This is a genomic window from Empedobacter sp. UBA7248 (assembly GCF_002472945.1).
Lineage (GTDB): Bacteria > Bacteroidota > Bacteroidia > Flavobacteriales > Weeksellaceae > Empedobacter > Empedobacter falsenii_C.
Genome location: NZ_DKSU01000003.1, coordinates 115,327 through 133,476 on the forward strand (window position 1 = coordinate 115,327; position 18,150 = coordinate 133,476).

The following is an 18,150-nucleotide window of genomic DNA, read 5'->3' on the forward strand; positions in this document are numbered from 1 at the left end:
CCAACTCAGATTATCAACTTAAAATTTTTCTTGACATTTTTTTAAGAAATTAAAAAAAATATTAGCGTATTATTTACACTAATAAAATAAAAAAGAAATTCTTTATCAAAAAAAGCATTATTATTTTTCAATACGTTATTTTAGATAAACTTAAGTCTATTTATTAAGTCAACACAAAATCACAAATAATGTACAACTAACACCATTTATTAAAAAATGAAAAAAATTTTTGTCGCACTTGCTCTACTATCCATTTTTGGAGCCACGGAATTGAAGGCTCAATACGCTTCTGAATATGATGGCGGTTTGGTCGTTAAGTTAAATCCAGAAGGAAGTAAATATGTCCGATTTATTCTTTGGGGACAAACTTGGTTTCAGGATTACGAAGGAAAACACGCAAATGATGGATTTTCTATCAAACGAGCACGCGTTCTCGCCTATTCGCAAATCAATGATCGATTTATGATTTTAACACATTTTGGTGCAAATGGAATCTATGATAATAATCTTTCTCCGATGGGAAAAAGTACAGATGTATCATTTTTCTTGCATGAAATGTTTTTACAATATAAGGTAACAAATAATTTAGCAATTGGTGCAGGAGTTCACAATTTTGGTGGAATTTCTCGTGGAAATGGTCAAGGTTCTATCAATATGTTGACACTAGACAATAACAGAGCTGACTGGTCTACACTTGGTTTGTCTGATCAATTTTCAAATCATTTGGGCATGTTTGCAAAAGGGCGAATTGGAAAACTAAATTATCGTTTAGCATTAAGTGATGCTATTACGAATACTTTGGACGGAAACTCTTCGACAGTTTTACAAAACGGACAAGAAAAATATTTAGGAAAAGCGATACTTGGAGAAGGTAAATATGCCGTTTCAGGATATTTTGATTATCAATTCTTAGATCAAGAATCGAATGCCTTACCTTATCGCGTTGGAACCTATTTAGGAACTAAAAAAGTATTCAATATCGGAGCAGGATTTTTCAATCAGAGTAATGCAATTGTCAAAAAAGAAAATGATAATTTGATTGGAGAAAATGTGACTCATCTTGCAGTTGATGCTTTTTATGATGCGCCAATCGGAAAATCTTCTTCGATAACAGCTTATGCGAAATATCAAAACTCTGACATGGGCGAAAATTATGTACAAGGTAATGTTGTAGGAGATGGAAATCAGTTTTCTGGACATGTTGGGTACTTATTGCCTAAAAACATCAAAGAAGGCGAAGGAAAATTCCGCAATAGAATTCAGCCGTATGTAGGGTATTCTTACAGAGATTTCAAAGGTTTAGTAAAGCCTGCAAACGAATTAAAATTAGGTGGAAACTGGTACATTGATGGTCAGAATGCTAAAATTTCTGTAGAATATCAAAAATCTTTCGATCAACCAAAACACATGGACGACATGATAACAATACAAGCAATGATATTATTATAAAACACACACAAGAATTAACACAAAAACACATTATTTATGAGCGAAACTGCTAACAAAAAAACAATCTGGAAAGTGATTGGTGCTTCCTCTATGGGAACGCTAATTGAATGGTATGACTTCTTTATTTTTGGAAGTTTAGCTGTTGTAATTTCTACTAAATTTTTCCCAGCTGACAATCCTACAGCTGCCTTTTTATCGACCTTAGCAACATTTGCTGCTGGATTTGTTGTACGTCCATTTGGCGCATTATTCTTTGGTCGATTAGGTGATATTATCGGTCGTAAATATACGTTTATGGCAACTTTAGTATTAATGGGAGGAGCAACTTTTTTAATAGGATGTATTCCATCTTACGAATCAATTGGTTTTATCGCACCTTTATTAGTATTAATCTTACGTTTATTACAAGGTTTAGCACTTGGAGGCGAATATGGAGGTGCTGCAACATACGTGGCAGAACACGCACCAGACGGAGAAAGAGGATATTGGACTTCTTGGATACAAACCACTGCAACAGTCGGTTTATTTGTTTCCTTACTGGTTATTTTATTAACAAAAACACTTTTATCAGAAGAACAATTTGACCTTTGGGGATGGCGAGTTCCATTTATTTTATCAATCTTGATGGTTTACGTTTCATACTTGATTCGTAAAAATATGGACGAATCGCCAGCTTTCAAAAAAGCAAAAGATGAAGGAACAACTTCTAAAAATCCTTTGAAAGAATCTTTCGGGAATCGTTACAACATGAAGTTCGTTTTATTAGCACTTTTTGGAGCTGTAATGGGACAAGGAGTTGTGTGGTATACAGGTCAGTTTTACTCGATGAGTTACATGAAAACGGTGATGAATGTAGAATCTGATCAAGTAGATTCTTTATTAGGAATTGCTTTATTATTTGGTACACCTTTCTTTGTGTTCTTTGGATGGCTGAGTGATAAAGTTGGTCGAAAATGGGTGATGTTAATCGGAATGATTGTCGCTGTATTCTCGTATCGACCAATTTACGAATCAATGTATCAAACAACAAATCTTGAAAACAAAGAAGTAATTGCAGCACAAACAATTGAAAAAGCTGAAATCAAAAATGTTGACGAAAAATCTGATTCTATTTATACAATTCAAAAATCATTTACAGATGGTACAACTTACAAACAAGTTACGACGCGTCATTTAGAAAATGGTCAAGCAAAAATTGTAGATGGAAAAGTAAGTGAAATTGTAAAAAAATCGACACATATTAATAGTGGTGATAAATGGAAATTAGTTGGATTAATTTGGATTCAAATTATTTTTATCACAATGGTTTATGGTCCAATTGCTGCGTTCTTAGTAGAAATGTTCCCTGTTAAAATTAGATATACATCGATGTCTTTGCCTTATCACGTAGGAAACGGAATTTTTGGAGGTCTTCTTCCTGCTGTTTCTACTTATTTGGTAACAAATGCAAAAAACAACGGAGATCCGCAATTTTACTTAGAAGGTCTTTGGTATCCTATCGGAATTGCGGCTGTTTGTTTTATCATCGGAGCAATTTATATCAGTAATAAAGACAGAAATGTTAACTAAAAAAACTATTAAAAATGGAAGCAATTAAAAAAATATTAGGAATCGTTTGGATCGCATTATCACTTGTTGTAGCCTACTTTTGTATCATGGAATTTGGAATTCCAAAATTATCATCAGGCTCTCAAGATGATTTAGTATTCGGAATTATTATTCTATTTGTCCTTACACCAATTATAGTTATTGGAATGGCGCTTTTTGGCTATTATGCTTTACTCGGCGAATATAGCGAAGAAAAAATGTAAAAAACTATAACGAAATCCTCAACACATGTTGGGGATTTTTTTATATAAATGTATTTTCTATAAACGTTGTTATTAAATCCATAAAAAGCGAATTGTAAAACGTTAACATCTTTTTAAGAGTTTTGGCATAGTTTATGTCAGTTAATTTTAAAATCAACAAATTATGAAAAAAGTATTTTTAACATTGGTGCTCGGAGTATTTGCTACTTCAGCATTTGCACAAGAAATTACAACTCCTCAAACATCTGCTAATGTAGGTTCTACACCTATCAAACAAGGAAATTGGCTAGTTGGAGGTTCTATTGGATCTTTAGGATATTCTTTTGAAGGTGAAAACTTTAATATTAACTTGAATCCTCAAGCTGGATATTTTGTTTCTGATGGAATTGCTGTCGGACTTACAACTGGTTTTGGTTTACAAACAGTAAAAGGTGGTGATAATATTTATCAATACAAATTAATGCCATTTGCTCGTTACTATTTTCCTGAAGGAGCAAGTTCTACAGGGCGTTTCTTTGGACAAGGTGAAGTAGGTATAACTGGAGCTAAAAGCGGTGGAGTTTCTGACACTTCTTTTGGTTTTGGAGTTAACGCAGGTTACGCTCACTTCGTTTCTAGAAATGTAGCTTTAGAAGGAATGGTTGGATACAATTATTCTAAATCTAATTTAGCAAATGCTCAAGCTCAAAACGGTTTGGGATTAGCAGTTGGTTTCCAAATTTATTTGGGACATAATTAAACTGAAATATAATTCAAATACAAANNTTTGTATTTGAATTATATTTCTAAAATTGTTTTATATCTGTTCTTTTTCCGTGATAAAAAAGAATTTTCCAATGTTCTTCTTTCGCTTCTTTTTCCCAACGCAAACGATCTTCCATCGCTTTTACACCATCGACATCATTTTTGAAAGCTGCATGATATCTAAAATAATTAAGTTGAGGCAAATTATCTGCACCATAAAAAACGGTATCTTCTTCATCTTTTATCCAAAAAACTTGTTGAAAAGGAACGTGTCCTCCCGTTACTTCGAATTTGATATTTTCTGAAATAAAACCTGAATTTTCATCGTTCATCCATACAATATTTTTGAATGATTTCAACTTTTCTAAACGATTATAGTTATAAGAATTATTTGTTTGAGCAACCGCATAATCATATTCGCGTTGTTGAATATAAATTTTTGCTTCAGGAAAATTACATACAAACTGCTCTCCTACCCAACTTCCAATTCCGTTGATATGATCTTTATGTAAATGCGAAATTAATACTTTTGTAATTTGATTTGGATTAATATTATGTTCACGTAGTTTCCTTAAAATTATTGGTTCACAATCTATTTCAGTTCCGAAACCACAATCAATCAAAATATTATCCTCTCCAACTTGTATCAAAAATGGACGAACAATAAGATTATATCCGTCAGCGGGATTTTTAACATCAATATCATCACCTAAATAATGAAACTCTTTTTTCGCATCAACATGAAAAACACCTTCTAAAAGAGAAATAACTTTCATTAACTTTTATTTTTCACAAAGGTAATTCGTTTAGATTTTTTCCACAAAAAAAGGCTTCCAAAATAGGAAGCCTTAAAAATATTATGATTCAAATCTTATTTTACAATTGTCATTTCATCAACAATGTGTTTTGCTCCAGCAAATTTATCAACAACCCATAAAACATAACGAATATCTACAGAAATCGTACGTTGTAATTTAGGATCAAAGATTACATCACCAGCCATTGCTTCTATGTTTCCGTCGAATGCAATACCGATTAATTCACCTTTACCATTCATTACTGGAGAACCTGAGTTACCACCTGTAATGTCATTATTTGACAGGAAATTTACGTGTAAATATCCATCTTTATCTCCATATTGTCCATAATCTTTTGCTTTCGCTAAATCTAATAAACGTTGTGGATTTTCGAACTCTTCGTCACCTGCGATGTGTTTTGCAACTGTACCTTCTAATGTTGTAAAGTAGTTAGAAGCAACATCTGGTTGACGTTTAGGATTTGTACTTTTTGGTAAATTTTGGATAGAACCGTAAGTTAAACGTAACGTAGAGTTTGCATCTGGATATAAAATATTCCCGATTTTAGACTCACGTAAACCTTTTACTAATAAACGGAAATTTTTAGAATAAGTATCATTCAATTTTGCTTGCTCATCAGTTTGCTTAGAAGCTCTTTCTACTAAAGCATTTGATAAAACATATAAAGGATCTTTTTTCAACACTTCTACATCTGGAGAAATCAAGAAATTCTCAACTTGTTTTTGATCAGCGAAGAAACTTCTTTCAACTGCATCATTTACATAAGCTGTAAAGTTCTTGTTATTTTGCTTCGCTAAATCAGCAACATAAGGAGCTAAACCAGCTTCGTTCGCTTTAGAAGCATAAAGATTTAATTGAGCAGCCAATAAATCTTTTTCTAAAGGCAAGTACATTTTTTCGTAGTATGCATTGATTGCATTCTGAATTTTTGGACGCATTTCGTCACGTTTTGCATCATTTGCAGCTGCATAATTTTCTAATGCTTTTCCAATAGAATATGGCGCACTTGCTAAAGTTGAGTAACGTAATAAAATGTTGATGTAATTGTTATGACGAGCATCTAAATTTGTTTTCGCATAATAATTATTCAAATTCGAAACAACATCACCATATTCAGCTTTGTTTGCTCCTTTTTGAGCCCATTTATTGAATTTTTCTTCTTCTTTTGTTTTCTTCGCAACAGTTCCATGAAGTTTTAAAGCTTCGATCATTCCATCACGATTTTTCCAATAGTTCGCAACTCCAGCATATTTAGAAGCATAATCAATATTTACTTTTTGATTTTGCTCCATATATTTTTTCATTTGATCCATTGTCACTTTAGAAGCTTCAACCCAAGCAGGATAAGCGTACTCTACATTTTGAGCAACACCTTGCGCTGGCATCCAACGATTTGTACGACCTGGATAACCTAAAATCATAGCAAAATCATTTGGTTGATATCCTTTTAAAGAAACTGGTAAATGATGTTTTGGTTGCAACGGAACATTGTTTGTAGAATAAGCCGCAGGATTTCCATCTTTGTCTCCATAAACACGGAACATAGAGAAATCTCCTGTATGACGTGGCCATTCCCAGTTATCTGTATCTCCACCATATTTTCCGATAGAACTTGGAGGTGTTCCTACTAAACGTACATCTTCATAATCTTGGTAAACGAAGTAGTAATACTCATTTCCTTGGAAGAATGAACGAACAGAAACTACATATTTTCCGTTTTCGCTGTTTTCTTTCTCAATTTTTGCAATCTCTTGGTTAATCGCTTTTTCACGATCCAACTCAGACATTTTATCATTTACAACACCTAAAATACGTTTAGAAACGTCATCCATACGAACGAAGAAACGTACTTTTAAACTTTTTGGTTTTAACTCAGCAGCTTTATCTTTTGCCCAAAAACCATCTTTTAAATAGTCATGTTCAGGAGCAGATAATTCAGCAATCGCACCATAACCACAGTGGTGATTTGTCAAAACTAAACCTTGACCAGAAACCATTTCAGCAGTACATCCACCACCAAATTGTACAATAGCATCTTTTAAAGAGTTATTGTTGATACTATAAATTTCTTCTGAAGTTAATTGTAAACCTTGTTTTTGCATATCACGGTGATTCAGACGTTCGATGAACATCAAAAACCACATTCCTTCGTCAGCTTTCACTTTAAAAGGAAAAAGCATAACCGCTAAAAGCGTGGATAATAAAATTTTTTTCATTATTTGTTTGTCTTCAATTTTACGATTTGCTAAAATAATTGATTATCTGAAGTTCTCCTAATCTTTAAGTATTTAATAAAGTTTAATTGAGATTTTATTGTAAAAAAACGATTACTTTTATTTAATTAACACAAAATTTGAATAATGAAAATTAAAATCATTAATCTACTTTGCTTCCTAATTGGTTTTATTGGAATGGTTGGTTTCATTATTATTTTGAATAATCAAACTAAATCAAAACCTGAATATTTTTTTGATGAAACTAATTTATCATTTGAATATATAGATGAAATTAGAAAATATAATTTTGAAAAAAATCAATTCGAGCAATATTATATTGAAGATACTATTGTAATAAAAAACGTTCTTGATCAAAAAGAAAAAGAAAAGATAATTTCCTTAATTAGAGATAAAAATATTTTTAAATTAGACTCTATTTATCAAACAGGTCATGAAATAATTGTCACACTACCTAATCTAAGAAAAAATATTATTATTAGTGATAAAACTATCAATAGACATTTTGTTCTAACTTCTTCCTTTGAAGAAAATAATTATTTATCGAATAAAAAAGATTATAATGAATTAATCAATTTTATTAATGAACTAAATAGCATTTTAGACAAAAATGATAAAATCAAACATCTTAAAAAGACAGATTTAGAATTTATGTAACAAAAAAAGTCCGAGAAAATCTCGGACTTTTTACTTTATATCAAAACTTAATTAAGCTTCTTTATTATCTTGAGGTTTATCCTCTTTTTTCTCTGCTGGTTTGGCAGGTTTTTCTGTTCTCTCTGGTTTTGGCAATAAAGCTTTACGAGATAATTTCATTTTCTTTTTATCATCGTAACCTAAGAATTTAACATCAATTTTATCACCGATGTTTACAGAATCTTCAACTTTTTCAAGACGTCTGTGCTCTAATTCAGAAATATGAACTAAACCTTCAACACCTTTAGCAATTTCTACAAACGCTCCAAATGGTTTGATAGATTTTACAACTGAATGATATGTTTCTCCAACTTCTGGAACGAAAGCTATTTGTTTGATTCTTTCTACAACGCGATCGATGTTTTCTTGAATCACACCATTGATTTCTACACGTCCTGTCGTATCTAACTCAGTAATTGCAATAACTGTTTCAGTTTCTTTTTGCATTTCTTGAATTACTTTTCCTCCAGGTCCGATTACTGCTCCAATGAATTCTTTAGGAATTTCGATTACAACAACTTTTGGTGCATTTGGTTTCAATTGTGGACGAGGCGCTGGTAAAGTTTCTAACAATTTACCTAAAATGTGCTCACGACCTTCTTTTGCTTGTAACAAAGCTGTTTCCATGATTTCCATAGATAAACCTTGTACTTTAATATCCATTTGACAAGCTGTGATACCGTCTGCAGTTCCTGTTACTTTAAAGTCCATATCTCCTAAGTGATCTTCGTCTCCTAAGATATCAGACAATACTGTAAATTTCCCTGATTTAGTATCTGTGATTAATCCCATTGCAATACCTGAAACTGGTTTTTTCATTTGTAAACCTGAATCCATAATTGCTAATGTTCCTGCACAAACTGTTGCCATAGAAGAAGAACCGTTAGATTCTAATACTTCAGAAACGATACGAACTGTATAAGGACAATCGTCTGGTAACATTTGCGCTAAAGCACGTTGTGCTAAGTTTCCGTGACCAACTTCACGACGAGAAGTTCCTCTTAATGGACGAGCTTCACCTGTTGAGAATGGTGGGAAATTATAGTGTAAAAAGAATTTTTCGTCGAAGTTTGTTACAACTCCATCAACCATATTAGCATCTTTAGAAGAACCTAAAGTTACTGTAGCTAATGCTTGAGTTTCTCCACGTGTGAAGATTGCAGAACCGTGAGTTGATGGTAAATAATCAACTTCTGTCCAAATTGGACGAATCGTTTTTGGATCACGACCATCTAAACGAATTCCTTCGTTTAAGATTAATTGACGTACAGCTTCTTTTTGTACATCGTGGAAGTAAATGTGAGCAAAAGGAGTTACACGAGCTAACTCTTCTTCATCTCCTTCGTATTGAGCTAAAAAATCTGCTTCAACTTGAGCAAATTTATCACCTCTTTCGTGTTTATCAGATGGATGTTTAGCGATATCATAAAATTTATCATATCCATAAGCCCACACTTTTTCGCGAATTTCTTCGTCATGTGTTTCGTGGCTATATTCACGTTTTGGTAAAGATTTACCTACTTTCGCTGCTAAACTTTCTTGTGCTTCAATTTGTTTTTTAATTTCAGCATGAGCAAACTCAATTGCGTCTAACATTTCACGCTCAGAAATTTCGCTCATCTCTCCTTCTACCATTACAACAGAATCTTTAGAAGCACCAACCATAATGTCGATATCAGCTTGATCTAATTGCTCTTTTGAAGGATTAATCATTAACTCACCATTCAAACGAATAACGCGAGCTTCTGAAATTAATGTGAAAGGAATATCTGTAATTGCAATGGCTGCTGATGCAGCTAAACCAGCTAAAGCTTCTGGCATTACATTTTTGTCGTAAGAAATAAGTGAGATCATGACCTGAACCTCAGCATGGAAGTCTTCTGGAAACATTGGACGTAAAACACGGTCTACAAGACGCATTGTTAATACTTCATCGTCTGATGGTTTTGCTTCTCTTCTGAAGAAATTCCCTGGGATGCGTCCTGCAGCGTAAAATTTTTCTCTATAATCTACTGTTAAAGGTAAAAAATCTACACCTGGATTTGCTTCTTTGTTTGCTACAACTGTAGCTAATAACATGGTGTCGCCCATGCGTACAACCACAGATCCGTCAGCTTGTTTTGCTAATTTCCCTGTTTCGATTGTAATTTCTCTTCCGTCTGAAAGAGTAATTTTTTCTGTGATCGCCTGTGGAATCATTCGTCTTCTTAGTATTTAATTCGTCTAAAGTTAAAGCCGTTTGCTTTAACCGCATTATATAAAGATATATATCTTATTTTAATTTATAACAAAAAAAAAGGCAATTTCTACGTAATTGCCCTTTTATATTGTGTTTAAAATTACTTACGTAATCCTAATTCAGCGATAATCGCACGGTATCTTGTGATATCTTTTTTCTTTAAGTAGTTTAATAACGCTTTACGCTTACCAACTAACATAACTAATGATCTTTCTGTATTAAAATCTTTGTGATTTTTTTTCAAGTGACCAGTTAAGTGGTTAATTCTGTAAGTGAATAATGCGATTTGCCCTTCTGCAGATCCTGTATCTGTTGCAGATTTACCATGCTTTGCGAATAATTCGCTTTTTACTTCTGATGTTAAGTACATGCCAATATTATTTAATAATTATTATGTAATGAGGTGCAAATGTACAACTATTATATGAAATAATAAACTTTGTACAAAAATAAAAGTGACCGATTGGTTAATTCGGTCACTTTTTAAAAATTTGGTTTAGTTTGATTTAGATAGATAATAGAAAGTGATATTTTAATTTTCTACTAAATCGTATAGGTTTGTTAGTTGTAAAAGACTTGCTTTCACGATTTTTGGTTGGTAGGTTAAAAAGTCGGCTTATTTCAATAATTAAATATAGGTTAGTTAATAATTATTAAAATAGGTTTAGGTAGGCAAGATTAATCTTCTATAATTCGTATTTTTTTATTTGTTATTATTTTAATCGGATAAACTACTTTTTCGTCCGCAGTTTGTATTGTCATACATATATTGTTAATAGCAATTATCACACCTTGTACATCATCTTCGATGATAATTCTTTGTCCAATTTCAAAATTCCTATTGGTATAAAAAGACAATAATAATCTGTAAATAACGTCTTTTGACCCTAATCCAAACGCGATGGCTAATGTCAAGAACACCGATCCTAAGATTAAGGATAAATTATTCGTAATTAAATCTGTATTAACTCCAGCTTGATTTAATGAAGTAACAATTGTAAATATCAAAATGATATAAAAAATGATATTACTAATAATATTTGCTCCGTTTAAATCAATTGATTTTATTAAACTTCTCAAAAAAGTTTTGATATAGTTAGCTAAATAAAACCCTCCAGCAAATATCAATACTGCACTAAAAAATTGTGGAAGATAATCTACAATTCGTCCTATTTGGTTAGAAACAACTGTTAAACCAAAAATATCTGAGCCAATAATAATAATCAATAAGATGATAAACAATCTTACAAACTGTAATATAATCTTAGATGGATCGACTTCTATTGACGAATTTTTTAATGCTTCGTTATTATTTAATGCTTTTTTTAATTTATCTATTTTAGATAGTTTCAATATGTACTTGGTCAATATCAGAATCAACTTTAGCAAGATATACGACAGGATAATGAATATGATACCTCCTACAACTTTAGGAAAAACAAGTACCATTTCTTGATATAAGCTTTCTAACAAGCTAAAATTTAAACCTATATTCATATTATCTATTTATAGTTAACCTTCTTTATCTTTTTTGTTCGGTTTGTTAATTGATTTCTTTCCGATTCCGAAGAAATTTCCAATTGTGCTTGGATATTTTACTGAAACCAAATCGGCTACTTCCAACGATAATTTTATTAAAGCAACATCATCCATAACTTTTTGCTTTATTGTTTCTGGAAGCTTTTCATTGGCTAGCATAGTCTTAAAAGGATTTTCCATTTTACAAAGCGTTATAAATTTTTAGTAAACGATTTTTTGCTCGATTCAATCTCATCTTAGTTGCACTTTCACCAATCTCTAAAGTTTCTGAAATTTCTTTGATTGAAAATTCATCTTGATATTTCATAAGTAATATAGATTTCTCTTCTACATCCAATTCCTTTAGGGACTGCGTTAGTTTTTCGATTTTTAATTCAAAAATTTCTTTGTCATCAATAATTTCGTCATTATAGTTATCAACCAAATCATCCGTCACCGAATAATTTTTTCTTTCTTCTTTTATCTTTCGTTGCACATGATTGACACAAAAATTATATGTAAAAGAATATAACCAAGTAGAGAATTTAGATTTTGATTGATATGTTTTCAGTTTTACAAACAACTTTACAAATATATCGTGCGTCATATCTTGTGCCTCAGCTTGATCTTCTACAAAGCTCAAACATTTATTATATACCGTATGTGCATACCTATCATACAATATCCCGAACAAATGTTGATTTTTTGTCTCGACAATCTTATACACCAAAATGTCATCTGCAATATTTTCTATAGAATCTTTTGACATTTCAACTGCTTACATTTAGTATGACACACCTATTCCTATTTGGTCACTCATTTTTTTAGTTTTTTTTAGAAAATTTTTAAAATAATCTTAACTTAAACGAATATCTATTTAAAATACAATAATATATAAAAAAAACCGACAAATAAAAATTTATCGGTTTTTTATGAATAATAATTAATTACGAATTATTTCTCCAAAACATCTAAGACATCCTGAAAACCTCCTCCATTAAAAATTTCGTCTACACCTTGTGCTTGTAAATATTGTGCTGCTTGACCTGAACGGTTACCACTTCTACAAAAAACTACTATAGGTCTCGACATTGCTTTAAACTCCTCTACTCTTGTAGGAACTTCTCCTAATGGAATATTGATCGCATTTGGAACAAATCCATCTGTATCCAATTCAAAAGGCTCACGAACATCTACTAATGTTACATTAGCATTGTTTATTGCTTCAACTGTTGTCATTTTAATAATTCTATTTCTATTTTTTATCCAATCAATAATTTTGCCAAGCATCTTACCAAATTCTAATACGGTCTTTTGGTGCTTTGTACAATTTATCCCCTGGTTTTGTTTTAAACGCATCGTGGAACGCATCAATATTAACGATTGGTCCAAAAGAACGGTAATATCCAGGCGAATGTGGATCTGTTTTCACTTGATTTACTAAAGCTTCGTCAGTCGCTTTTGTTCTCCAAATAGTTGCCCAAGATAAGAAGAAACGTTGTTGTGGAGTATATCCATCTATATTTCCATAAGTTCCTTTATCTTTCAAATACATTTGTAATGCATCAAAAGCAACAGAAGCTCCTCCTAAATCTCCAATATTTTCTCCAGAAGTAAAGATTCCATTAACGTGTGTTCCTGCTACTGGTTCGTAAGCATCATATTGTTTTGCTAAAGCACCTGTTGCTGCTTTAAATTTTTCTTCATCTTGAGGTGTCCACCAGTTTACTAAATTTCCATCTCCGTCAAATTTAGCTCCCGAATCATCGAATCCATGAGAAATTTCGTGACCAATAACTGCTCCAATTCCTCCAAAATTTACAGCTGCATCTGCTCTATAATCATAGAATGGAGCTTGTAAAATTGCTGCTGGGAATACAATTTCGTTATTTGTTGGATTAAAGTAAGCATTAACTGTTTGCGGAGACATTCCCCAACGCGTTTTATCTACTGGTTTTCCAAAATCTTTCAAATTATCTTGAAATCTCCATTGACTGTAAGCTAAGTTATTTTCAATTAAAGAACCTCCATTTTTAATTGATTTAACTTTAAATCCAGAATAATCTTTCCATTTATCAGGGTAACCAATTTTAACCGTAAATTTATTTAACTTTTCAATTGCTTTTACTTTTGTATCCTTTGACATCCACTCCAAATTATTGATGTGCATATCAAACGATTTAAATAAATAACTGATCAATTCTTGCGCTTTTGCTTTTGCCTCTGGAGGAAAATTATCTTTCACATAAATTTGTCCTAATAACTCACCAACTGTTCCATTTACATAAGCCAAACCTCTTTTATCTAAAGCTCTTTGTTCTTTTTGGCCAGATAATTTTTTTCCATAAAAATCAAAATTAATTTTTTCTAATTCAGTTGTAGAAGAATTAGAAAAAGAATCAATCAATTTGAATTTCAAATAATCTTTGATGATTGGTAAATTTTCTTGATTAATTATTTTATCTAAGTTTTTGTAATAATCTAATTCACGAATGATTACTTTATCAGGGTTAATTCCGAAAGACTTTACAAACTTAACAACATCAACATTCTTAGAAAAAGCACCTGCTTCTGATAATGTTACTAAATTATACGATTTATTTGGATCGCGGCTTTCTTCAACAGTTTTGATATATTTTGCCATCATTTTCTCGAAAGCAACAATTTTTGGCCCTTTTAAATCACGAGTTTTAGATCCTGTAAAAGGAAAAACTTGATCGATATATTGATTTAAATTAGCTAAAGTTTCAGTGTTTTTAGCATCTTCTTTTTGGTAATATGTTTTACCTAAAGTTAATCCAACACTTCCTAAATAAACAGCATTTTGCGTACTATTTTTCATATCAGTATAAACAGATACACCATAAAATGGATTCTCACCAATTGGAGTAACCTCTGTTAAATACGCTTGTAAATCTGTCAAATTTTTGATTGCATCAATTTGCTTAAAGTATTTCTGAATTGGAGCAATTCCTGTTTTATTTCTAGCTTCCATGTTTGTATAAGCCGAATATAAATCAGAAATTTTTTGTTCATTAGAATCTTGAGCATATTTATTATTCAATAAATCTTTTACCAATTTCAACGATACTTTATCTGTATTCTCTCTCAACTCATCGAAACTTCCCCATCTTGCTCTATCAGAAGGAATTTCTGTAATTTTCATCCAATTACCATTTACATAATTATATAAATCATCTTGAGGACGAACAGACTTATCCATATAATTTGGATTAAAAGCCTGATATGATTCTTGCGCAATTGCTAAAACAGAAGTACATGCAAATGCAGCAACAAATAGTTGTTTTTTCATATTTCTACTAAGTATTTTTGATATGATATGTCGAAATTAATACGACGTTTGTTACAAATTTACTAAATAAAGTATTAATAATTCGTGCAATTTTCAACACTTTTAAGGATAAAAATTAACATTTTTAAAACTTTCAAACCAAAACTCTTTATTATTTAAGATATTTTATATTGTAAAAAGCTTATTAAACAGAAAATTTTTCTATATATATCATTCCATATTTATATATTTAACAAAAAACAATCGATTTCTTTATTAATATCTAAATATTATTTTGTTATATCCATATTCAATAGAAAATCTTTAAATTTGGGACCAAACAAAAGTAACTTTTTAAGATGGAAACCGATACGATTTTGATCACCGGCGCTTTAGGACAAATTGGTTCTGAATTGGCTGAGAAATTAAAAACCATTCATGGAAAAAATAATGTAATTATTTCTGATATACGTGATCCTAAAGATGTTGATTACGATGGGATTTACGAAGTAATTGACGTAATGGATGCTGATCGAATAAAAGAAGTCATTGCAAAACACAATATTAAAACTGTTTATCATTTAGCGGCTCTACTTTCTGGTACAGCTGAAAAAAATCCAATGTTTGGTTGGAAATTAAACATGGACACTTTACTTACTTTCCTTGAATTAGCGAAAGATAAAGTAATCGATAAAATCTTTTGGCCTTCTTCTATTGGCGTTTTTGGTCCAGATACACCAAAAAACAATACACCACAAAATACAATTCAGACCCCTTCTACAGTTTATGGTATTTCTAAATTATCAGGAGAATACTGGTGCAAATGGTACCAACAAAATCATAATGTAGACGTTCGTTCTGTTCGTTTCCCTGGTCTTATTTCTTGGAAAACTCCTGCTGGAGGTGGAACTACAGATTATGCTGTTGATATTTATTACAAAGCAATCGAGGATGGAAAATATACTTCTTTCTTGAAAGAGGGAACTTATTTACCCATGTTGTATATGGATGACGCTATTAATGCAATTGTTGAATTAATGTCTGCTGATCCAAAACAATTAGGTGAATTTAAATCTTATAATTTAGGAGGTTTAAGTTTTGCTCCCGAAGATTTAGCAGCAGAAATCAAAAAACACATTCCAAATTTCACAATCGATTATGCGCCAGATTTCCGTCAAGCTATTGCAGATTCTTGGCCTTCTTCTATCGATGATTCTGTTGCAAAAGCAGATTGGGGATTTGAACCAAAATTTGATATCGATAAAATGACAACAACAATGTTAGATAATTTGAAAATAAAATTAGGTAAAGCTTAATTTTTTCTTACAATACAATATTTTAGGAATGCTCTTTGATAATTTTTTGGTTAAAAACCACAAAATATGTCAGGAGCATTTTCTAATTTAAAAAATATCATCCATCTATTAAAATCAGTTGATTTAGAGCAATTAAATAAAATTTCTAAAAAAGTAGATTTACCTCTTTTAATGGAAAACTTTTCGAAACTTGATGATAAACAACTTCAAGGAATGATGAAAATGTTAAATCCAAATAAAAAACACAAAGATCTTCCTCCAATTGATGGGGATTTCTACGATGTTTTCCACACTTTAACTCCAGAACAACGCGAATTACAGTTAAAAGTAAGAGCTTTTATGGAAAAAGAAGTTAAACCAATCGTTAATGATTATTGGCTTCGTGATCAATTTCCTTTCGAATTAATTCCAAAATTTAAAGAACTTAACATTTGCGGCGTCACTTACGACGGTTATGGTTGTCCAAATTTACCTTTTATTATGGAAGGCGTTTTAGCTATGGAAATGGCTCGTATAGATGCATCGATTGCCACTTTTTTTGGTGTACAATCTGGCCTATCAATGGGATCAATTTATATGTGCGGATCGGAAGAACAAAAAGCAAAGTGGTTACCACAAATGCAAAAATTTGATAAAATCGGAGCATTTGGACTAACTGAACCCGAAGTTGGTTCTGGTGCGGCAGGAGGTTTGACCACTACATGTAAAAAAACAGAAGAAGGTTGGATTTTAAACGGTCAGAAGAAATGGATTGGGAATGCGACTTTTGCAGATTTAGTCATTATTTGGGCAAGAGATTTGGATGATGGAGAAGTAAAAGGTTTTATTGTAGAGAAAGATAATCCTGGTTTTTCTGTAGAAAAAATCAAAGGAAAAATGGCTTTACGAATTGTTCAGAATGGCTTGATTACTCTGAAAGATTGTTTAATTACAGAAGAAAATCGTTTACAAAATGCTAATTCATTTAAAGATACAGCAAAAGTATTGCGAATGACAAGAGCTGGAGTTGCTTGGATGGCAACTGGCTGCGCGCGCGGAGCATATGAAAGCGCTTTAGATTACACTCGAAATCGAAAACAATTTGGGAAACCAATTGCTTCTTTTCAAATGATACAAGGACATTTGGTCGAAATGTTATCTAATTTAACAGCAATGCAAACTTTAGTTTTTCGCTTATCTGAAATGCAAGACGAGGGAATTTTACTAGACGAACACGCTTCTTTAGCTAAAGTTTTTTGTACAATGAGAACACGAGATGTCGTTTCACGAGCACGAGAAGTAATGGGTGGAAATGGAATATTATTAGAGCATGACGTCGCTCGCTTTGTTGCCGACTCCGAAGCTATTTACAGCTACGAAGGCACAAAAGAAATCAATTCACTTATTGTAGGTCGTTCTATCACAGGATTTAGTGCATTTGTTTAAATAAAATTTAAAAATCCCAATAAATAATTTATTGGGATTTTTTATCTACTTTTTATTCTCCAAAAAAACTTCAAATGCTTTTTCGAATTCTTCTAATGTGATTAAATGTGTCATTTCAGCATCAAAAATTTGTTCGATATTTCCGTTTTGTTTTTGAATATTTTCTACAAATTCAATCTGAAATTTTGGTTCAATCACATCATCTTTTAAACCTGTAAAAATTAAATTAGATTGTGTTGGAACTCCTTTTAATAATTGTTCTGGCAAAAATGGTTTTAAACGTTCTACCGCAATTACAGCAGGATTAAACATCAAAACTGGAACATTTAATAATAATCCCAAATAATAACTTATCATTCCGCCTAAACTTGTTCCTGCAATAAATTCGATTGGTTCTTTTGTAAAATGCTCTACCAAATCTTGAATCAAAGTTGGTGCATTATCGTAATCAATTGTTGGTGCGTAACATTCTCCCAAAGAGTCTAAATATTCTCTCTTTTCATCTGTTACAAAACCTTGGTAGCCGTGTAAGTATGCAAATTTCATTTGTTTAAAATTTTAATAATTTGATACTGAAAACAAGTTCAGTAGTTGATGTAAAAATACTA

General features: G+C 31.6%; 17 protein-coding genes. 7 read left to right on the top strand and 10 right to left on the bottom strand.

The window, feature by feature from the left end:
- Window positions 1-216: 216 nt before the first annotated feature.
- The 4 genes from B4A23_RS01530 (at window position 217) to B4A23_RS01545 (ending at window position 3,999) form a co-directional block, all read left to right on the top strand.
- Window positions 217-1,449 carry a hypothetical protein gene (locus tag B4A23_RS01530; protein WP_280045751.1) on the top strand — a complete coding sequence of 411 codons (1,233 nt, stop codon included), beginning with the start codon at window positions 217-219 and terminating at the stop codon, window positions 1,447-1,449.
- 36 nt (window positions 1,450-1,485) lie between these two features.
- Window positions 1,486-3,018, top strand: a complete 1,533-nt coding sequence (locus tag B4A23_RS01535; RefSeq protein ID WP_286477782.1) for an MFS transporter — start codon at window positions 1,486-1,488, stop codon at window positions 3,016-3,018.
- A gap of 14 nt (window positions 3,019-3,032) precedes the next feature.
- On the top strand, window positions 3,033-3,260 hold the full coding sequence (locus tag B4A23_RS01540; protein ID WP_291116044.1) for a DUF6814 family protein: 228 nt from the start codon (window positions 3,033-3,035) through the stop codon (window positions 3,258-3,260).
- Between the two features lie 163 nt (window positions 3,261-3,423).
- Complete coding sequence (locus B4A23_RS01545; RefSeq protein WP_291116047.1) at window positions 3,424-3,999, top strand: hypothetical protein; 576 nt, start codon at window positions 3,424-3,426, stop codon at window positions 3,997-3,999.
- Window positions 4,000-4,045: 46 nt separating this feature from the next.
- Here B4A23_RS01545 and B4A23_RS01550 read toward each other — a convergent pair whose 3' ends face one another.
- Complete coding sequence (locus tag B4A23_RS01550; protein WP_291116050.1) at window positions 4,046-4,780, bottom strand: MBL fold metallo-hydrolase; 735 nt, start codon at window positions 4,778-4,780, stop codon at window positions 4,046-4,048.
- Between the two features lie 95 nt (window positions 4,781-4,875).
- Entirely contained in the window at window positions 4,876-7,038 is a 2,163-nt protein-coding gene (locus B4A23_RS01555) for a S46 family peptidase (protein WP_291116053.1), read from the bottom strand.
- Window positions 7,039-7,182: 144 nt separating this feature from the next.
- Between B4A23_RS01555 and B4A23_RS01560 the strand changes: the two genes are divergently transcribed.
- Window positions 7,183-7,713, top strand: a complete 531-nt coding sequence (locus B4A23_RS01560; RefSeq protein ID WP_291116055.1) for a hypothetical protein — start codon at window positions 7,183-7,185, stop codon at window positions 7,711-7,713.
- 51 nt (window positions 7,714-7,764) lie between these two features.
- Here B4A23_RS01560 and B4A23_RS01565 read toward each other — a convergent pair whose 3' ends face one another.
- From B4A23_RS01565 to B4A23_RS01595, 7 genes are all read right to left on the bottom strand, one after another.
- Window positions 7,765-9,951 (bottom strand): polyribonucleotide nucleotidyltransferase, encoded by a 2,187-nt coding sequence (locus B4A23_RS01565; RefSeq protein ID WP_280050083.1) that lies wholly within the window; start codon window positions 9,949-9,951, stop codon window positions 7,765-7,767.
- Between the two features lie 140 nt (window positions 9,952-10,091).
- A complete protein-coding gene (rpsO, locus tag B4A23_RS01570; RefSeq protein WP_038333654.1) occupies window positions 10,092-10,361 on the bottom strand; it encodes a 30S ribosomal protein S15 in 270 nt (89 codons plus the stop codon).
- Window positions 10,362-10,669: 308 nt separating this feature from the next.
- The gene (locus B4A23_RS01575) at window positions 10,670-11,344 is read right to left on the bottom strand and encodes a mechanosensitive ion channel family protein (RefSeq protein ID WP_280045745.1); all 675 of its coding nucleotides are present in this window, start codon (window positions 11,342-11,344) and stop codon (window positions 10,670-10,672) included.
- A gap of 159 nt (window positions 11,345-11,503) precedes the next feature.
- A complete protein-coding gene (locus tag B4A23_RS01580; RefSeq protein ID WP_114999932.1) occupies window positions 11,504-11,710 on the bottom strand; it encodes a hypothetical protein in 207 nt (68 codons plus the stop codon).
- A gap of 1 nt (window position 11,711) precedes the next feature.
- On the bottom strand, window positions 11,712-12,278 hold the full coding sequence (locus B4A23_RS01585) for an RNA polymerase sigma factor (protein ID WP_038333651.1): 567 nt from the start codon (window positions 12,276-12,278) through the stop codon (window positions 11,712-11,714).
- Between the two features lie 185 nt (window positions 12,279-12,463).
- The gene (locus tag B4A23_RS01590) at window positions 12,464-12,799 is read right to left on the bottom strand and encodes a rhodanese-like domain-containing protein (protein ID WP_236688192.1); all 336 of its coding nucleotides are present in this window, start codon (window positions 12,797-12,799) and stop codon (window positions 12,464-12,466) included.
- A 1-nt stretch (window position 12,800) separates the two neighbouring features.
- A complete protein-coding gene (locus B4A23_RS01595) occupies window positions 12,801-14,822 on the bottom strand; it encodes a M13 family metallopeptidase (protein ID WP_286485503.1) in 2,022 nt (673 codons plus the stop codon).
- Window positions 14,823-15,160: 338 nt separating this feature from the next.
- Here B4A23_RS01595 and B4A23_RS01600 point away from each other — a divergent pair, with 338 nt between their 5' ends.
- Both B4A23_RS01600 and B4A23_RS01605 read left to right on the top strand, forming a co-directional pair.
- The gene (locus tag B4A23_RS01600; RefSeq protein WP_286511668.1) at window positions 15,161-16,117 is read left to right on the top strand and encodes an NAD-dependent epimerase/dehydratase family protein; all 957 of its coding nucleotides are present in this window, start codon (window positions 15,161-15,163) and stop codon (window positions 16,115-16,117) included.
- 66 nt (window positions 16,118-16,183) lie between these two features.
- Window positions 16,184-17,542 (top strand): acyl-CoA dehydrogenase family protein, encoded by a 1,359-nt coding sequence (locus tag B4A23_RS01605; protein ID WP_291116062.1) that lies wholly within the window; start codon window positions 16,184-16,186, stop codon window positions 17,540-17,542.
- 45 nt (window positions 17,543-17,587) lie between these two features.
- Here B4A23_RS01605 and B4A23_RS01610 read toward each other — a convergent pair whose 3' ends face one another.
- Window positions 17,588-18,088 (bottom strand): YqiA/YcfP family alpha/beta fold hydrolase, encoded by a 501-nt coding sequence (locus B4A23_RS01610; protein ID WP_291116065.1) that lies wholly within the window; start codon window positions 18,086-18,088, stop codon window positions 17,588-17,590.
- Window positions 18,089-18,150 lie beyond the last annotated feature (62 nt).

Coding starts and splice junctions, on each gene's coding strand:
- B4A23_RS01530 (WP_280045751.1), top strand. CDS start 217: ATGAAAAAAATTTTTGTCGCACTTGCTCTACTATCCATTTTTGGAGCC.
- B4A23_RS01535 (WP_286477782.1), top strand. CDS start 1,486: ATGAGCGAAACTGCTAACAAAAAAACAATCTGGAAAGTGATTGGTGCT.
- B4A23_RS01540 (WP_291116044.1), top strand. CDS start 3,033: ATGGAAGCAATTAAAAAAATATTAGGAATCGTTTGGATCGCATTATCA.
- B4A23_RS01545 (WP_291116047.1), top strand. CDS start 3,424: ATGAAAAAAGTATTTTTAACATTGGTGCTCGGAGTATTTGCTACTTCA.
- B4A23_RS01550 (WP_291116050.1), bottom strand. CDS start 4,780: ATGAAAGTTATTTCTCTTTTAGAAGGTGTTTTTCATGTTGATGCGAAA.
- B4A23_RS01555 (WP_291116053.1), bottom strand. CDS start 7,038: ATGAAAAAAATTTTATTATCCACGCTTTTAGCGGTTATGCTTTTTCCT.
- B4A23_RS01560 (WP_291116055.1), top strand. CDS start 7,183: ATGAAAATTAAAATCATTAATCTACTTTGCTTCCTAATTGGTTTTATT.
- B4A23_RS01565 (WP_280050083.1), bottom strand. CDS start 9,951: ATGATTCCACAGGCGATCACAGAAAAAATTACTCTTTCAGACGGAAGA.
- rpsO (WP_038333654.1), bottom strand. CDS start 10,361: ATGTACTTAACATCAGAAGTAAAAAGCGAATTATTCGCAAAGCATGGT.
- B4A23_RS01580 (WP_114999932.1), bottom strand. CDS start 11,710: ATGGAAAATCCTTTTAAGACTATGCTAGCCAATGAAAAGCTTCCAGAA.
- B4A23_RS01585 (WP_038333651.1), bottom strand. CDS start 12,278: ATGTCAAAAGATTCTATAGAAAATATTGCAGATGACATTTTGGTGTAT.
- B4A23_RS01590 (WP_236688192.1), bottom strand. CDS start 12,799: ATGCTTGGCAAAATTATTGATTGGATAAAAAATAGAAATAGAATTATT.
- B4A23_RS01595 (WP_286485503.1), bottom strand. CDS start 14,822: ATGAAAAAACAACTATTTGTTGCTGCATTTGCATGTACTTCTGTTTTA.
- B4A23_RS01600 (WP_286511668.1), top strand. CDS start 15,161: ATGGAAACCGATACGATTTTGATCACCGGCGCTTTAGGACAAATTGGT.
- B4A23_RS01605 (WP_291116062.1), top strand. CDS start 16,184: ATGTCAGGAGCATTTTCTAATTTAAAAAATATCATCCATCTATTAAAA.
- B4A23_RS01610 (WP_291116065.1), bottom strand. CDS start 18,088: ATGAAATTTGCATACTTACACGGCTACCAAGGTTTTGTAACAGATGAA.